Source organism: Nostoc sp. DedQUE09, from assembly GCF_034530915.1.
Taxonomy (GTDB): domain Bacteria; phylum Cyanobacteriota; class Cyanobacteriia; order Cyanobacteriales; family Nostocaceae; genus Nostoc.
In genome coordinates, this window is the sequence record NZ_JAVRCE010000017.1 from 79482 (window position 1) to 95678 (window position 16197).

13 protein-coding genes are annotated in these 16197 nt (G+C 42.9%); 9 read left to right on the plus strand and 4 right to left on the minus strand.

Translation table 11 applies throughout. The features are described 5' to 3' along the window. Positions 1-83: 83 nt before the first annotated feature. The 6 genes from RMY27_RS13675 (at position 84) to RMY27_RS13700 (ending at position 7069) form a co-directional block, all read left to right on the plus strand. Positions 84-1268: a Gfo/Idh/MocA family oxidoreductase gene (locus tag RMY27_RS13675; protein WP_322663987.1), complete on the plus strand. Its 1185-nt coding sequence runs from the start codon at positions 84-86 to the stop codon at positions 1266-1268. A gap of 20 nt (positions 1269-1288) precedes the next feature. After that, positions 1289-1630 (plus strand): cupin domain-containing protein, encoded by a 342-nt coding sequence (locus tag RMY27_RS13680; protein WP_322663989.1) that lies wholly within the window; start codon positions 1289-1291, stop codon positions 1628-1630. A gap of 448 nt (positions 1631-2078) precedes the next feature. After that, complete coding sequence (locus tag RMY27_RS13685) at positions 2079-2702, plus strand: (2Fe-2S)-binding protein (RefSeq protein WP_322663991.1); 624 nt, start codon at positions 2079-2081, stop codon at positions 2700-2702. Beyond that, the gene (locus RMY27_RS13690; RefSeq protein ID WP_322663993.1) at positions 2689-3672 is read left to right on the plus strand and encodes a xanthine dehydrogenase family protein subunit M; all 984 of its coding nucleotides are present in this window, start codon (positions 2689-2691) and stop codon (positions 3670-3672) included. The genes RMY27_RS13685 and RMY27_RS13690 overlap by 14 nt, the downstream gene beginning before the upstream one ends. Further along, on the plus strand, positions 3669-5882 hold the full coding sequence (locus tag RMY27_RS13695; protein ID WP_322663995.1) for a xanthine dehydrogenase family protein molybdopterin-binding subunit: 2214 nt from the start codon (positions 3669-3671) through the stop codon (positions 5880-5882). The genes RMY27_RS13690 and RMY27_RS13695 overlap by 4 nt, the downstream gene beginning before the upstream one ends. 257 nt (positions 5883-6139) lie before the next feature. Then, the gene (locus RMY27_RS13700) at positions 6140-7069 is read left to right on the plus strand and encodes a cation diffusion facilitator family transporter (protein WP_322663997.1); all 930 of its coding nucleotides are present in this window, start codon (positions 6140-6142) and stop codon (positions 7067-7069) included. A 708-nt stretch (positions 7070-7777) separates the two neighbouring features. On the opposite strand, the gene RMY27_RS13705 is transcribed toward RMY27_RS13700, so the two are convergent. Then, positions 7778-8149 (minus strand): hypothetical protein, encoded by a 372-nt coding sequence (locus RMY27_RS13705; protein WP_322664069.1) that lies wholly within the window; start codon positions 8147-8149, stop codon positions 7778-7780. 827 nt (positions 8150-8976) lie between these two features. Here RMY27_RS13705 and RMY27_RS13710 point away from each other — a divergent pair. Then, the gene (locus tag RMY27_RS13710; RefSeq protein WP_322663998.1) at positions 8977-9660 is read left to right on the plus strand and encodes a DUF4142 domain-containing protein; all 684 of its coding nucleotides are present in this window, start codon (positions 8977-8979) and stop codon (positions 9658-9660) included. Positions 9661-9903: 243 nt separating this feature from the next. Here RMY27_RS13710 and RMY27_RS13715 read toward each other — a convergent pair whose 3' ends face one another. Beyond that, positions 9904-11070, minus strand: a complete 1167-nt coding sequence (locus tag RMY27_RS13715) for a calcium-binding protein (protein WP_322663999.1) — start codon at positions 11068-11070, stop codon at positions 9904-9906. 644 nt (positions 11071-11714) lie between these two features. Here RMY27_RS13715 and RMY27_RS13720 point away from each other — a divergent pair. Next, entirely contained in the window at positions 11715-12872 is a 1158-nt protein-coding gene (locus RMY27_RS13720; protein ID WP_322664000.1) for an XdhC family protein, read from the plus strand. 5 nt (positions 12873-12877) lie between these two features. Further along, complete coding sequence (locus tag RMY27_RS13725; protein WP_322664001.1) at positions 12878-13513, plus strand: nucleotidyltransferase family protein; 636 nt, start codon at positions 12878-12880, stop codon at positions 13511-13513. Between the two features lie 460 nt (positions 13514-13973). On the opposite strand, the gene RMY27_RS13730 is transcribed toward RMY27_RS13725, so the two are convergent. Together RMY27_RS13730 and RMY27_RS13735 are read right to left on the minus strand one after the other, a co-directional pair. Beyond that, positions 13974-15182: a 4-hydroxy-3-methylbut-2-enyl diphosphate reductase gene (locus RMY27_RS13730; protein ID WP_322664003.1), complete on the minus strand. Its 1209-nt coding sequence runs from the start codon at positions 15180-15182 to the stop codon at positions 13974-13976. A 123-nt stretch (positions 15183-15305) separates the two neighbouring features. Beyond that, complete coding sequence (locus RMY27_RS13735) at positions 15306-16166, minus strand: SGNH/GDSL hydrolase family protein (protein ID WP_322664005.1); 861 nt, start codon at positions 16164-16166, stop codon at positions 15306-15308. Positions 16167-16197: the final 31 nt, after the last annotated feature.

Consider the following 16197-nt stretch of genomic DNA (forward strand, 5'->3'; position numbering starts at 1 on the left):
CTTCTTTCCCCTCTGTAAACTTCACCCTGCCCCTGTGCCTCTTGCCAATGCCCAGTGCCCCAACACTTAATACCTAACCTTCCATGTTTGATTTACTAAAATCACAATTTACGCGTCGTACTATATTACACAAAGCAGGTTTTGGGTTAATTACACTCAGTACTTTTGGGGTAGCAGGTACTATTTTTAAACCTAATCGTACCTTAGCCCAAGCTGGGCCAGCACCAAGCAAAGAACCATCTATGCCTCCTGAAAAAAAGTTAGGATGGGCTATTGTTGGCTTGGGAAAATTTGCTACGCAACAGATTATTCCGTCGTTTGGTGAATGTAAGCGTTCAAAGCTGGTAGCGTTAGTCAGTGGCGATCGCGCCAAAGCTGAAGGCATAGCCCAGCAATACGGCGTTAACTCGAAAAATATCTACAATTACCAGAACTACGATACCATCCGCAATAACCCGGAGGTTGATGTTATTTATATCATTTTACCTAATGGGTTACACGCCGAATACAGTATTCGTGGTGCCCAAGCTGGTAAGCATATCATGTGCGAAAAGCCAATGGCTATTACTGTCGAGGAATGCCAAGCAATGATTGATGCTGCCAAAAAAGGCGATCGCAAGTTGATGATTGCTTACCGCGCTCAATATGAACCGTACAACCTCGCTGCGATCGAACTTGCACAAAGCGGCAAACTCGGTAAACTCAAAACCATCACCTCTGACCACGGACGCAACCTCGACCCCAAAGATCCCGCAGATCGTTGGCGGGCACAAAAAAAACTAGCTGGCGGCGGTTCTCTTTATGACATAGGCATCTACAGCTTGAATGCTGCTAGATACATTACAGGCGAAGAACCACAAGAAATTAGCGCCATGATGTACAGCACCCCTGGCGATCCCCGCTTTCGGGAAGTTGAGGAAAATGTCAACTTCGTTTTGCGTTTTCCTAGTGGTGTGCTTGCTAACTGCACGTCAAGCTACGGCTATGCAGATACCAAGCGTATCCAAGTTTTTGGTTCAGATGCAGCCTTAGAGTTAGATCCAGCTACCGACTACTACCAACATCGCTTGACAATCAAACGCAAAAACAGCACTGAAGAACAGAATATTCAGGAAAAGAACCAATTCGCTCTAGAGATGGATCATTTGTCCGAGTCCATCATGGCGAATAAACAGCCCAAAACTCCTGGTGAAGAAGGCTTGCAAGATGTCAGGCTGATGCAACTAATTTACCAGGCAGCTCGCACTGGCAAAACAATCAAAGTTTAAAAGTAAAAGAGGCAAAAAATATGTCTGATACAACCGTTATCAAAGTAGACTCTAGCCATTCTCCTAAAGGCCAACTTGGTCAGAAATACCTTGCATCTGGCAAAAGCCTTTCCATGCGTCTGTGGGAAAATGAGGAACCAAACGAACCTAAAGAGCCAACAGCAAGAGAATATGAAACTGTTGGTTATGTAATCAATGGTCGTGCAGAATTACATATTGAAGGGCAAACAATTTTACTAGAACCTGGCAGTTCTTGGATAGTACCGAAAGGAGCCAGCCACACCTATAAAATTCTTGAATCATTTACTGCTGTTGAAGCAACCAGTCCACCCGCTCAAGTTCACGGGCGAGATGAAAACTGATTTGCGATCGCTAAAAATTTATAGCCGCTTTCAATGGCATGGAATATAAAGCATTCGTAGGGGAACAATCTTTTTGTTCTCCTTTTTACTGTGCTTTGCAGCTTAGAAAGTATTGCAATAAATTTTTTTGCTGACTTATTTAAAGTAGCAAAAAACCCCACACTAAATCAAGCATATTTAGTGTGGTGTTTCATTTTTTATTTATCCGTTAGTCGAACTCAAATTCATGGCTTTATTCTGGCAACTCACGACTTAATTTGGTTTTGATAATTATAGATAATACTTATGGCATAAACCTTCTGATAGAGAGACATAACAAGATGAAATTGTATTCTATTAACAATGTCTTTTTAAAGAAAATGCTTGTAAAAAAGTATGGGTTTCTATCAATAATTTAAGTATAGATAATTACTCAATATTATTATCAAAAACAGAATGGAATGAACAAATGAAGTTTGTCTTAAGACGCCGCAAGTTAGGTCAATTGATGGTCTTCAGCACAGTAGCAGCTACCATCACTAATTTTGTAGAGAAAGCTGTAGCACAAACTCAAGTAAAAAAAACTACTCCAATGCTGGCAACTTCGACACCTGAAACTGTGAAAGTGACCCTGCAAGTTAACGGAACAGCACATAATTTACAGATTGAACCGCGTGTTACCTTACTTGATGCACTTCGAGAATATATAGGACTAATTGGTACTAAAAAAGGTTGCGATCATGGTCAGTGTGGTGCTTGCACGGTGCTGGTTGATGGGCAACGGATTAATTCGTGCCTGACATTTGCAATTATGCACACCGATGCAAAAATCACAACTATTGAAGGGTTGGAACAAGGAAACAATCTTCACCCGATGCAAGCCGCGTTTCTGTCTCACGATGCGTTTCAGTGCGGCTACTGCACGCCAGGACAGATTTGTTCGGCGGTGGGTTTGGTGAACGAGGGACACGCGAAATCGGATGCCGACATCCGCGAACTAATGAGCGGCAATATCTGCCGTTGCGGTGCTTATCCAAATATCGTGGCTGCTGTCCGCGATGTCTTAGAGGAAAAAAAAGATGCAGCCGTTTAGCTATAAAAAAGCCGGACAAGCAGAGAATGCCGTGGCTTTGGTTACTCCAGAAATGGAAGCTGCTTACTTGGCAGGAGGTACAAGCTTAATTGATTTAATGAAGCTGAATGTACAAACACCAAAACAGTTAGTTGACATTAACCCACTGCCACTGAGCAAGATAGAAGTACAGGGTAACGGCGTGCGGATTGGAGCAATGGCAAGCAATAGCGACGTTGCTTATAATCCGATAATTCAGGAGCGTTACCCGGTGCTGTCAGAGGCTTTGCTATCTGGGGCATCACCGCAACTGCGAAATATGGCAAGTGTAGGCGGAAATTTGCTGCAACGTACCCGCTGTTACTATTTTCGCGATACCGCCTTCCCCTGCAATAAACGCGTTCCGGGTTCAGGTTGTCCGGCAATTGAGGGTTATAACCGCATCCATGCGATTCTTGGCGGTAGCGATCGCTGTATTGCCACCCATCCTTCTGATATGGCGGTGGCAATGATCGCACTCGATGCCGTTGTACAAACACGCGGGCCGAGAGGAGAGCGCAGTATTCCGCTGGTAGATTTTCATCTGGTACCGGGTAATACGCCAGAAAAAGAGACGGTTCTAGAACACGGAGAGTTAATTGTAGCCGTTGACTTACCTGCTTTAAACTTCGCAAAGCGATCGCACTATTTAAAAGTCCGCGATCGCGCCTCTTATGCCTTTGCGATGACATCGGTTGCGGCAGCATTAGATATTCAAAATGGGATTATTCGCTCGGCACGCATTGCCCTTGGTGGCGTTGGCACAAAGCCTTGGCGTGCCTTTGAAGCGGAAAAAGCACTTTTGAACAAGCCGGCAAATCAGGCAACATTTCAAGCAGCAGCATTGGCTGCGATCGCCGGAGCTAAACCTCAAAAATATAACGGCTTTAAGATCGAACTGGCTAAACGCACAATTGTTAAGGCGCTGACAACGGTGGGAGGGATGGCATGAATACTGGGGATAAAAATATAGTTGTCGGCAAACCGTTAAATCGAGTCGATGGACGACTCAAGGTAACTGGCGGCGCACGTTACGCGGCTGAGTTTCCGGTAGCAAAAATGACTTATGGCGTAACAATTCAAAGTGCGATCGCCAAAGGTAAAATAGCCCAAATCGATACCAAAGCGGCGGAACAAGTACCGGGTGTATTAGCAGTAATTACCCACCTCAACGCGCCCAAAGCATCTGGAGAAAAGGGCGGCGGTCGCAAGCTGCAAGTCCTGCAAGATAACGTTATCCTGTATAGCGGTCAGCATATTGGTGTGGTCGTTGCCGATACCTTTGAACGAGCGATGTATGCTGCTTCGCTGGTGCAAGTTCGCTATGACGAAGAGAAACCAACCATTAATATGCGGGACAATCTCACTAAGGCATACTTACCTAAAGGTAAAATCCCTGGAGATGAGCCGCCCGATTTAGCCCACGGCAATGTCAACCAGGGATTTGCGGCGGCGACTGTCCGCGTCGAGCAAACCTATACCACCCCAGTAGAAAATCACAATCCAATGGAGCCTCATGCCACAACAGCAGTTTGGCAAGGCGATGAACTGCTGCTGTATGACGCAACTCAGGGAATTTTTTCAACTCAAAAAAAAGTTGCGGAGGTATTAGGAATTGAGCCTGAGAAAGTCCGCATTATGTCTTACTTTGTGGGCGGTGGCTTCGGTTGCAAAGGAGCGGCTTGGTCGCACGTACCGCTAGCGGCGATCGCCGCACGGCAAGTTAATCGCCCAGTGAAATTAGTTCTGGGACGCATCCAGATGTATGGGCCTGTGGGCTTTCGACCAGAGACAATTCAACAGGTTTCTCTCGGTGCAACCCGCGATGGCAAATTGACTGCTTTGCGACACGCCGGAATTTCGCAAACTTCAACTTTCGATGAATTTATCGAACCTGTTGGTAAAAGCGCCCGGATGCTTTACGCTAGCCCGAATATCGAAACTAGCCATCATCTGGTTCAGGTCGATCAAGGAACACCAACCTATATGCGGGCCCCAGGCGAAGCTTCTGGGTCGTTTGCCCTAGAATCGGCAATGGACGAACTGGCTTATGCACTCAATATCGATCCGGTAGAACTTCGTCTGCGTAACTATGCTGAAGTCGATCCTAGTAAAGAAATACCTTGGTCGAGCAAGTCACTGAGAGAATGTTACAAATTGGGGGCAGAAAAGTTTGGCTGGCAAAAGCGCAATCCCAAGCCTCGTTCAATGCGCGACGGTAATTATTTGATTGGTTGGGGTATGGCGACAGCTACTTATCCTACCAATCGTTCCCCAGCATCAGCGATCGCTAAAATTATGGCAGATGGTACAGCTGTTGTACAAAGCGGTTCGCAAGATATTGGCACGGGAACTTATACTGTCATGACTCAAGTCGCAGCTGAGGCACTCGGTTTACCAGTTAACAAAGTCCGGTTTGAATTAGGCGATACCAAGATGCCACAAACCCCTATTTCTGGTGGTTCCCAAACCGCCGCCAGTGTCAGTTCAGCCGTGCATTTAGCGGGAAATCAAGCGCGCAGTCAGCTTTTGCAACTAGCACTTGCCGATCAAAAATCGCCCCTTTATAGTTCAAAGGCTGAAGATGTGATTGCCGAAAATGGCAGCTTTTTCTTAAAAAATAAATCCTCCGCCAGCGAAACATATCAGGCAATCTTGGCACGACATGGGATGAAAATGCTCGAAGCGCGTGCAGATGCTAAACCTGGAGAGGAACAAAAGAAGTTTTCAATGCACTCATTTGGAGCGCAGTTTGCCGAAGTGCGCGTTGAGCCTGATTTGGGCGAAGTGCGAATAACGCGCTGGGTGGGAACTTTTGGCGTGGGACGCATCCTCAATGCTAAAACAGCCAACAGTCAGATGATCGGTGGGATTGTTTATGGCATTGGCATGGCGTTAATGGAACATACGCTAACAGACCCGAACCGAGGACGCGTTGTTAATGCCGATTTAGCTGAGTATCACGTACCAGTGAATGCAGACGTTCCTGATATTGAGGTGTTTTTTGTAGATGAACAAGATCCCCATATCAACCCGCTTGGTGTCAAAGGAATTGGTGAAATTGGCATTACCGGCACTGCGGCAGCGATCGCTAATGCTGTCTATCATGCCACAGGTAAGCGTGTGCGAGATTTACCAATTACCTTAGACAAGCTGCTGTAGCAACACTTGTCAGGTTTTGCAGAAAAGGGGAAGGTGGGGCCCCCTCTGGGGATAAGGGGCGGGGGAAAGAAAAAACCTTTAACCCTTACCCTTTAACCTTTACCCCAAAACTAATTTCGAGTTGAAAATGCACAAAGCGAGCAGTATCAATCTTGTAGTTTCTTTTACCAATCAGTAGAAGTCTCAAGATTGATGACCAGTCAAGTAAAATTTGGTACTCTTAGCTCGGAATCACTGTAATTGCCTCCGTGACCGAGATGAGTAGTCCAACAGCCCGATCCTACGCTTTCTTATCGATTGCAGCAGCAATCATCACTATTGCCCTAAAATTTGGCGCTTACCTGCTAACGGGATCAGTAGGTTTGCTTTCAGATGCTATTGAATCAATTGTAAATCTCCTCGCTGCATTAGTTGCTCTATGGGCATTGACCTATGCTGATAAACCAGCCGATGCCGAACACGCTTTTGGGCATTCTAAAGCCGAATACTTTTCCAGTGGTGCAGAAGGTGCGTTGATTATAGTGGCAGCCATTAGCATTGCTGTTGAAGCTTGGGGACGCTTGTTGCATCCAGAACCATTAACACAGCTAGGATTAGGGTTGGCACTCTCCCTCTTTGCAACCGCAATCAACGGCGTTGTTGCCTTTATCTTGCTACGAGCAGGGCGACGGTTGCGTTCCATTACACTGAGGGCTGATGCTCACCACCTGTTTACCGATGTGGTGACTTCGGGTGGTGTGGTAGTTGGAATCTTACTCGTCAAGCTAACAGGCACTCTCGTCCTTGATCCAATTGTTGCGCTGATAGTAGCAGCAAATATTACTTGGACAGGATTTCGTATACTGCGGGAAACCAGTAGCGCTTTACTGGATGCAGCTTTACCTAAAAAAGAAATTGACTCAATCAAGAGCATCCTTAACGAGTACAAACGTCCAGACATCCAGTTTCATGCCTTGCGAACCCGCGCTGCTGGAACCCGTCGCTTTGTTTCCTTTCATGTTCTTGTGCCTGGATCTTGGACAGTGCAACAAGGGCATGATTTGTGCGAGGCAATTGAGCTTGCTATTATTCGGGTGCTACCTTCAACCCACGTTACAACTCATTTAGAACCTGTAGAAGATCCAGTTTCTTGGGACGATTTGGAGTTAGAGCGTCCGAGCAATCAGCAAATGCAAGATATGAAATAAGAGATTAATTGCTGGCGTTGAGCTTTCAGGAATTGGGCAATTAGGAGGCAGGAGGCAGGGCAATACGGTTCGGATAAGCATTTTTCACTTTCCTTATGATCTGGGGAAAGGGTAAGGCGTAAAGGGGAAAGGATGTATTCAAAACCTTTGCCCTTTCCCCTTTACCCTTTAACCGAACCGTATTGGGAGGGAGGGAAGAAGTTGCAGTAATTTTACCCCTGCACCTCTGCCTTTCTCGATCAATTTAATTAACTTGCGATCGCTTTTAGCAGGCGGTTATATCATGTCCAGTTAAAGACTTATCAAAATTTAGACATCTCCAGAAAAGAAAAAAGACCCCACTTCCATTCCTCTCCCCGAAACGGAGAGAGGCTTTAAAACCCCCTTCCCTCGTAGGGAAGGGCAGGGTGGTTTCATACAAGCAGAGAATAAATTAAAACTGGGTTTCAAAGCCTCTCCCCCCGTGGGGGAGAGGTTTGGAGAGAGGGAAAAAGGTTGGACACAAAACGAGAAATCAAGACTTATGTATTTTTCTTTTTTCGTATGAAACCACCCTGCTTCCCTCGTAGGGAAGGGGGGTTAGGTCTGGGTGCAAATTTGTGTTATCTAAATCTTTTTCGGAGATGTCTATTAAGACGGCAGGGAGAAAGAGGGTTTCCTGGCTTTTGCACAGATGCGGGAATTATAACTAATTAGGCGGACATAATATTACGCGATCGCAACTTGTTTTTTGCGGGAAGGACGCTTGCGGTCTGATTTTTTCTTCAGTCCCACAGCTTGAGCCTGATCGCTATCTGAGCCATATTGCCCGCGTACAACTTCTTTCATTGCTAATACAGCATTATGAAATTCCCACTCTGCTAATCGGGCAGCATCAGCCGCCGCACGGTATAAAGCTAGTTTCTCGGTTTCGGTTTGCTGAGAAATCAACATTGCCTGATAAGCTTCCTGTAAGTTTGCAGCTGAGGCATCAGCACGAGTTGTGTTGTAGGTGCTGACGGTTTGTAAACCGTGGAATGAGTCAATATCTTGACTAATCAGTTGAGGGCGCAAACGGTTTGTTGTATTTTGGGGAGGCATATATGCATACTTAGTAAGTTGTATATTTAATGTACCCATTACAACACAAAAATTACCAGTAAGATGAAATTTTCAGATAGGGCAAGGTTAGAAAGGATAGTTTAAGATAACAGACCGATGTATTGGCATAACAGACCGATGTATTAACATAACAGACCGATGTATTGGCATAACAGACCGATGTATTAACATAACAGGTCGATGTATTGGCATAACAGACCGATGTATTGGCATAACAGACCGATGTATTGGCATAACAGACCGATGTATTAACATAACAGGTCGATGTATTGGCATAACAGACCGATGTATTGGCATAACAGACCAATGCAATTACAAGGGTAATTCGACTTGTGTGTACACCAAGGTAAGTTTTTACAATACATTGGCTTGCATTGGGAATACATCAACTTGCACCGTGATGCATCTTGCGAAGTATATTTAAAAACAGACCTTAGTTAGAGTCTCTGTGCTAGAGAGCCGTGATAATATACGGCTCATTCCTGTTGTTGCTTGTAGGAGACAATTATAGAAATCAGTAGACGCAGCTTGTGAAAAACTGCTTCTGCTTTGAGATTCGTTGCTCCGTAGTGCCATCAATCATCTTTAACCAGTTTTATTTATGAAAACAGCGATGTCTACCACGGACTACGCTTACAAAATTGCGTAGGTGGTAGGTGTGACTTACATCTATTGCTGAGTCTGTCGATTGGAAGATGTATTTATCTTCAAAGCCTTGAAAAGTTAATAGGAAGGTACAACTGTGCGATCGCGCTTAGTTTTTCATTCAACTTTGCAAGATATAGCTTTATTCAAGGAGAACAATTATGCCCAACTTCAAAATATATTCTACTGGTATAGTGGCGATCGCTTTGTCTCTGGCAACTGGTTGCACACCAACTACGCCCCATGACGATAATATATCTGAAGTTCCACCTGCTCAATCTGTGCGAACGACAGAGAGTCCATCTCCATCCCCAAGTGCATCACCAGCTACATCAGGGCAAAATAACCTCAGTTCTGTAGACAAACAGTTTATGACTGAAGCTGCTCAAGGTGGTTTAGCAGAAGTCCAACTAGGACAACTAGCATCACAACGTGGAGCTAGCGATGCAGTAAAACAGCATGGACAGCATATGGTTCAAGATCATACCCTGGTAAACAATCAACTCAAACAGTTGGCGACTCAAAAAGGTGTAACACTGCCAACTAGTCTCGACAGCAAAAATAAGCAAATCCAGCAAAGATTATCCAAACTTTCTGGTGCTACGTTTGATCGCCAATATTTGAATCAGATGCTTCAAAATCATGAAAAAGATGTCTCTCTATTTCAAACTGAAGCTGAACAGGGACAAGATTCAGATGTGAAAGCATTTGCGGCTCAAACTCTACCAGTCCTCCAAGAACACTTACAACAGGTTCGTTCCCTTGTTAATCCTGGAAGTTCACCTAGCACCCCAACTCCAACGAGTACCCCAACTCCAACGAGTACTCCAACTACTACTCCGTAAGGCAATACAGTTGAGTTAAGTATTTCTTCTTTCCCTTTGTATCCGCTACGCGTACTTTTGCAAAGAAGCAAGCTAGGCGTAGCGGATACAACATTGGGGGTTGGATGGAGCATACAGAAGGAGATTGGTTAATAACTTCTCTCACCATATCTCCTCTCTTTCCTCAACTTTACAATCGAGTTCTTGTCTTACCCAAGATTTCTATAACTGACACTAAATGCTTTATTTTCTTCTTATCGGATTTTAAACAATTTGAATATCTAGATTTGCTTGAAAACCAATAGGCTTATTTTCAACAATGGCGAATCTAGATTCTTGGAAGAACAAAGAACCTGTTAGGGCATCATAACTGAAATCACTGATTGAAATCGCGCCAAACCCTGCTTGAGAAATCTGGATTTTGTCACCTTCAGTAACCTTTAAGTCTTTAATAATGTCAACACCCTCTAATACGTTGGTAAAAACAAATTTATCTGCACCTACTCCACCAGTGAGAGTATCGTTACCATTTCCACCAGTGAGTATATCATTGCCACTTTTGCCAGAAAGTGTATCGTCACCACCATTACCAAATAACAGATTATTTTGCTTATCTCCAAGAATGGTGTCACTTTGATTTGTACCTTTGATATTATCAAAGTTTATAAATGTGAATTTAGCTGTGCTTCCGCCAGGAAGATTATTCACTACAAAACTTTGAGTTTCAAGGTTGGCGTTGACTGATAGATCGGATAAAAATGAAAAGGGTATTGAAGGAGCCATTGAGGCGTCTATAGTGTTATTTACAGCACTAGCATCACCAACAAGATTTTCAAAATTGCCAAGTATATCTGTACCTAATCCACCACTTTTTTTAAGAGTTCCATCAATGAATATGGTAGAGCTTTGACCCAATTTACTGTAATCAGCCGTATCAACACCATCTCCACCATTTAAGGTATCGTTGCCTGCGCTGCCTCTAATAATGTCATTGCCGCCACTGCCAGATAATTCATTATCTCTAGCGTCACCAATAATTGCGTCATTTTGATTTGTACCAATTACATTTACAAAATTCTTCAAATTGACTACTATCGGCGACGAACCTACAACTCTGATTTCTAGTCTTTCGTTAGCTAAATCAGCTATTATTGATACATTTGTTCTGTCAGTAGTAGCATTAATAATGTTAGTCTGTCCTGTAGCACCAATCACGGTTTCAAAAAAATCTTTAAACGTGTCATTTCCAATTGCACTTTTTTGAATAGCTACTGGCTGGAGTATTACAGGTTGTTCTAAGCCACTATAATCAACGATATCGTTACCTTTTCCACCGGTAATGGTATCATTACCAGCACTGCCAATAAATCTGTCATCTCCATCAGTTCCAACTAAAATGTCGTCTGCATCAGTGCCTATAATTAGTGCCATAATCTTGTTTGACTTGTTTGTGGTTAACCGCTGTATAGTAACGTGTTATCAACCACAAAATACTAAAAAAAGATGAAACCGAGTTAACTTGCCCAAGCAGCAGCGTCTCAGTGTTCATCTCAATGGTGATTGCATTTGTCGTCTAAAATAACACATAGTTTTTGTGCACCACCTAACATAAAATTCTCTAATCTTGCGGGTGGTTGAGAGTATTCACTGTAAGTTACAGAAAATCAGTATTTCGTGCTAATTCTCAGCGATAGATAAATGACTCAACTTGACAACTATCTTGTGGCGCATGATTTCAGCGGTATTTTCGCTTATCTTGAGTAGTACAATACTGCGATGCTTGCGGCGGTTAATCACGCACCTCAGTCTAATAGACCTTTTGCAAAAAACACTTTTGCAAGAGGGGGAAAAGGGTAAAGGTTAAAGGGGAAGGGGACAATACAGAACTTTTTCCGACTTATGCAAGAAGTCTAATGCATATAATGCAATCGTTAATGGGCAGCAAAGAGACTTGTGTTTGACGCTAGCAGCGATAGACAATCGCACAGGATGGCACAGTCATCACTCACATTGTTTTCATTGGCACTACTTGCTCAAGCTGACAAACTGCTAAAAACAGAAAAATAAACAATAAAATGAACGAATTACAAGCAATTTTAGAAGGCTTCGAGTCAAGTCAAAAAAGTGGTGAAATGACTTTTCTTGCGACTGTAGTTAAGACTCAAGGTTCAACCTATCGTCGAGCGGGTGCTAAAATGCTGATGACAAATACAGGTCGGACAATCGGAACAATCAGTGCTGGTTGTTTGGAGAACGATGTATTTGAGCATACTCAACAACGAATGTCAGACGGCGAACCAATTGTTGTTACTTACGATAGCACTGCCTCTGAGGATATTCTTTGGGGCTTTGGTTTGGGGTGCAATGGGATAGTGCAAGTTCTCATCGAACGTCTTGAGAGAGAAAGCACACCAAATGCGATCGCTTTTTTACAGGAGTGTTTTTATAAAAAACATTTGGGTATTATTGCTACAGTCTTTGCTTTTGAAGGTGCAGTAAAAGTCAAACTTGGGTCGCGTCTCCTGCTGTATCCTGATGGTAAAGTTATCACTGACATCAAAGATGCAAATTTAATTCAATCTCTGCTTGCAGATAGTCAAGCAGCCTTTGCTAATCAAAAGTCAAGGGTAAATAATTATCAGTTACCTTTAGGCAGTGCCGAAGTTTTCATCGAAGTCATCCAACCACCTACAGCTTTAATAATATTTGGTGCAGGTTATGATGCTGTACCCGTAGCCCAGTTTGCTCAAGCATTAGGTTGGGACGTTACTGTAGTCGATTGTCGAGCTAATGAGGCAACTAAAGCACGATTTCCTATGCCTTGTGATGTTATTCTTAGTCGCCGAGAAATTATACATAAACAGGTATTTATAAATGCTCACACAGTTGCTGTAGTGATGACGCATAATTATCTTGACGACTTGGAGATTTTAAAAATGTTGCTGCCATCTCCTACACGCTACATAGGGGTTTTAGGCCCAAAGCTGCGTACTGAAAGATTGCTGGAAGATATACGTTTGCAAGGAGTAGATTATACTACTGAACAATTAAAAAGATTGCATGGCCCAATTGGGATTGACATTGGAGCAGATACACCACAAGAAATAGCGATCGCTATTATTGCGGAAATTCAAGCAGTGCTAACAAACCGCAATGGTAATTTTTTAAGAAATCGCAATCAACCGATTCACCAATGTTATGAAAGCAATTCAAACTTGCTACTTACCACATAGTTTTTATGACTGCTATAGACAATGAGAAATCAACCATAGCCATTATGATTCTTGCTGCTGGTGCATCTACACGGATGGGTACACCGAAACAACTATTGCTTTACCAAGGACGTAGCTTTTTAAAATATATTACAGAAATAGCGATCGCTTCAGTTTGTCAACCTGTGGTAGTAGTACTTGGAGCCAATGCAGAACAGCTTCATCCCCAAATTCAACAACTTCCCGTTAAAGTAGTTAATAACTTGGATTGGGCTTGTGGAATGAGTACTTCAATCAAAAGTGGTATTGAATTGTTAAATAATCTTCCGCAAAAAATAGAAGCAGTAGTTATTACACTGTGCGACCAGCCATTTGTTTCTCCCAAAATTATCAATCAACTTGTTGATACATATTATTTGACAAAAAAACCAATTATTGCGTGTGAATATGGAGATACATTAGGTGTACCTGCTCTATTTAGTCAGATATTTTTTTCAGAACTTGCCACTTTAAAAGAAACTTCAGGAGCAAAAAAAGTTATTAATAATAACCTCAATGAAGTTTTTTCTATTCCGTTTCCATTAGGGGATATTGATATTGATACACCAAAAGATTACGAGCAATTGCTATCAAGTACTAAAGAGATTTTTGAAGTATCTTGAAGAAGATAGCTAAAAGCAAACAAGTCATATCATGTCCCCTTGATTGCTTATTAAACCCGAAGAACCCCACCCCCGCCAAAGCTACGCTTTGTCTCCCCTCCCGAAGAGCGGGGAGGGGATTAAGGGGAGCCAGCGCGGTCTTGGGGTCTCCCCAAGTGGAGCATCTGGCGTGTGGGGTGCAATGATTGTGGAAATCATAACTAATTATGCGAACATGATATAACCCACTTTAAAAGGGGGAAACCGGAATCAAAGTCCCCAATTTATCGCTGTCAAGACATGATAAATTTTTTTCAAAGCAGGGATTATTGCAGCAAAATGATGTGTTGCCAGCGTGCATAATACACTAAAAATACTCTTGTAAGGCGGGCAAGACTTCGGCTACGTTCAGTTGAACGCTGCCTACCCCACAAGAAGTAATTGAATGTTTCTTATTATTTGTAAGTCCCTCTGAGAACAGTTAAACCAGTGCTGCTGTTGCTTTTAATGTGAAAATCTTCTCAATTACATCTTCTACCACCTTATCTGGTGTAGAAGCACCAGAAGTAATTCCCACAACAATTTCTCCATCAGGCAACCAGTTATCTGTAGTTATTAACTGCCCATTTAATTGCCGATGTTCAATAGAATATGCTGATTTAAGGCGTTCAACAGTATCAATATGATAAGAAGGAATTCCTCGCTCAAAGGCAATTTGTTGCAACTGAGTAGTATTCGAGGAATTAAACCCACCAATTACTACCATCAAATCTAAATTATGTTCCACTAATTCCAACATGGCATCTTGACGTTCTTGGGTAGCGTCACAAATGGTGTTGAAGCTTTGGAAATGCTGATTTAACTCAGTGGGACCATACTTGTGTAACATAGTCCGCTCAAAAAGCTTGCCGATTTGCTCAGTTTCGCCTTTAAGCATGGTAGTTTGGTTAGCAATGCCAACTCTTTCTAAATCGCGATCGGGGTCAAACCCTGCTGAACAAGCTTTCGCAAATTTTGTCATAAATTCTTCACGGTTGCCACCATTGATAATATAGTCAGCAACATATTCTGCTTCTTGCAAATTCAACACTATTAAATACTTGCCAGCAAAGGAACTAGTCGCAACTGTTTCTTCGTGCTTATATTTGCCGTGAATTATTGATGTATAATCAATTTTTTTGTGCTTTTCTACTGTATTCCAAACTTTAGATACCCAAGGACAAGTTGTATCAACAATTTTGCAGCCTTTCTCGTGAAGTATCTGCATTTCTTGAACGCTAGCCCCAAAAGCGGGTAATATGACTACATCACCAATTCCCACAACAGAAAAGTCTTTATTCTTTCCTTCAATGGGGATAAATTCTACTTCCATCTCCTGCATCCGCTGATTTACAGAAGGGTTGTGGATAATCTCGTTAGTAATCCAGATGTGTTCTGTGGGGAAATGCTGACGAGTTTCGTAGGCCATAGCTACAGCCCGTTCTACGCCCCAGCAAAAGCCAAAGGCTTGTGCTAGTCGGATTGTCACATCACCCCGTTGCAGAGTGTAATTGCGATCGCGAATTTCTTGAATCAAGTTACTCTGATACTCAGATTGCAACTGAGTGGCAACCTCTGCTTGATGACCAAAGCCCTTACGATTGTAATTTTCTGAATGTTGGAGGTTGCGCTTAAAAGCTTTTGTATCCATTAGATTTGTCTACTTAAACTCACTATTTCTTATTTTCTCGCGCCTAGACGCAATTAATACAGAGTTGTATTCAAAGATATTATCAGAGAGGGGCAAAGGGAAAAGGATTTAATGCCTTTACCCTTAACCCTTTAACCTTTTCCCCTCTTGTTCTTGCTGAGGTTTTAATTCAATCTCGCTATAAATCTGCAATGCAGAACGCCAAACCACATAGCCTTCAGGACTTAAGTGTAAGCCATCAGTAGTAAATTCGCGGCGGAGATTTCCTTGCTTGTTGGTAAACAAGGGATGTAAATCGAGATATTTGACACCTTTTTTGGTAGATATGCTTTGCAGTTGCTGATTTAACTGGCGAATGCGACTATTGGCAACAGCCAGAAGTTTATCTCGTCCTTTCCAAGTTGCTTCTTCTGCGCCATGTGGCAAAATCGATTGGACAACAATTTGCGCTGTGGGATGAGTCTTTCGTAGGTAATTAATAATTTGCCGCTGATTATCTAAAATTTCTCCATTGCTCATCCCCCGAATTAGGTCATTAATGCCAATCATCACAAAAATCACCTCTGGCTGGGTGCGGTCAAATATTTTTAATCTTTTTAAGAGTCCATTGCTGGTTTCACCAGAAATTCCTTGGTTCAGCCAATTTTTATCTTCGGGTAATAACTCAGGAGGAAACCACAAACTTAGAGAATCTCCCGCCAGGATAGTTAAATGCGGAGGATGTTGGTCAGCGGCGACCTTAGCTTCTTGGTTGAGGATATCTAACCACTCTTGATAAGTGAGTTGGTGACGGCGACCTAAATCAGGTGTAGCAATTTGCGGTGAATTATTCAGGTTGATTGGCTCTGGGGGTGCGATTATCCCAAAAAAAGCGGCCAATCTCTGCTGTTGCCAAATTAGCAGAATGACCGCCAACATTAGGATGCCGTTGGTTAACAGCGAGAAAAATGCCCAGATAGGAAAGGTTTTTGCAGATGTAGACACGACTAGCGAAATTTACCAATTATTTGAATCA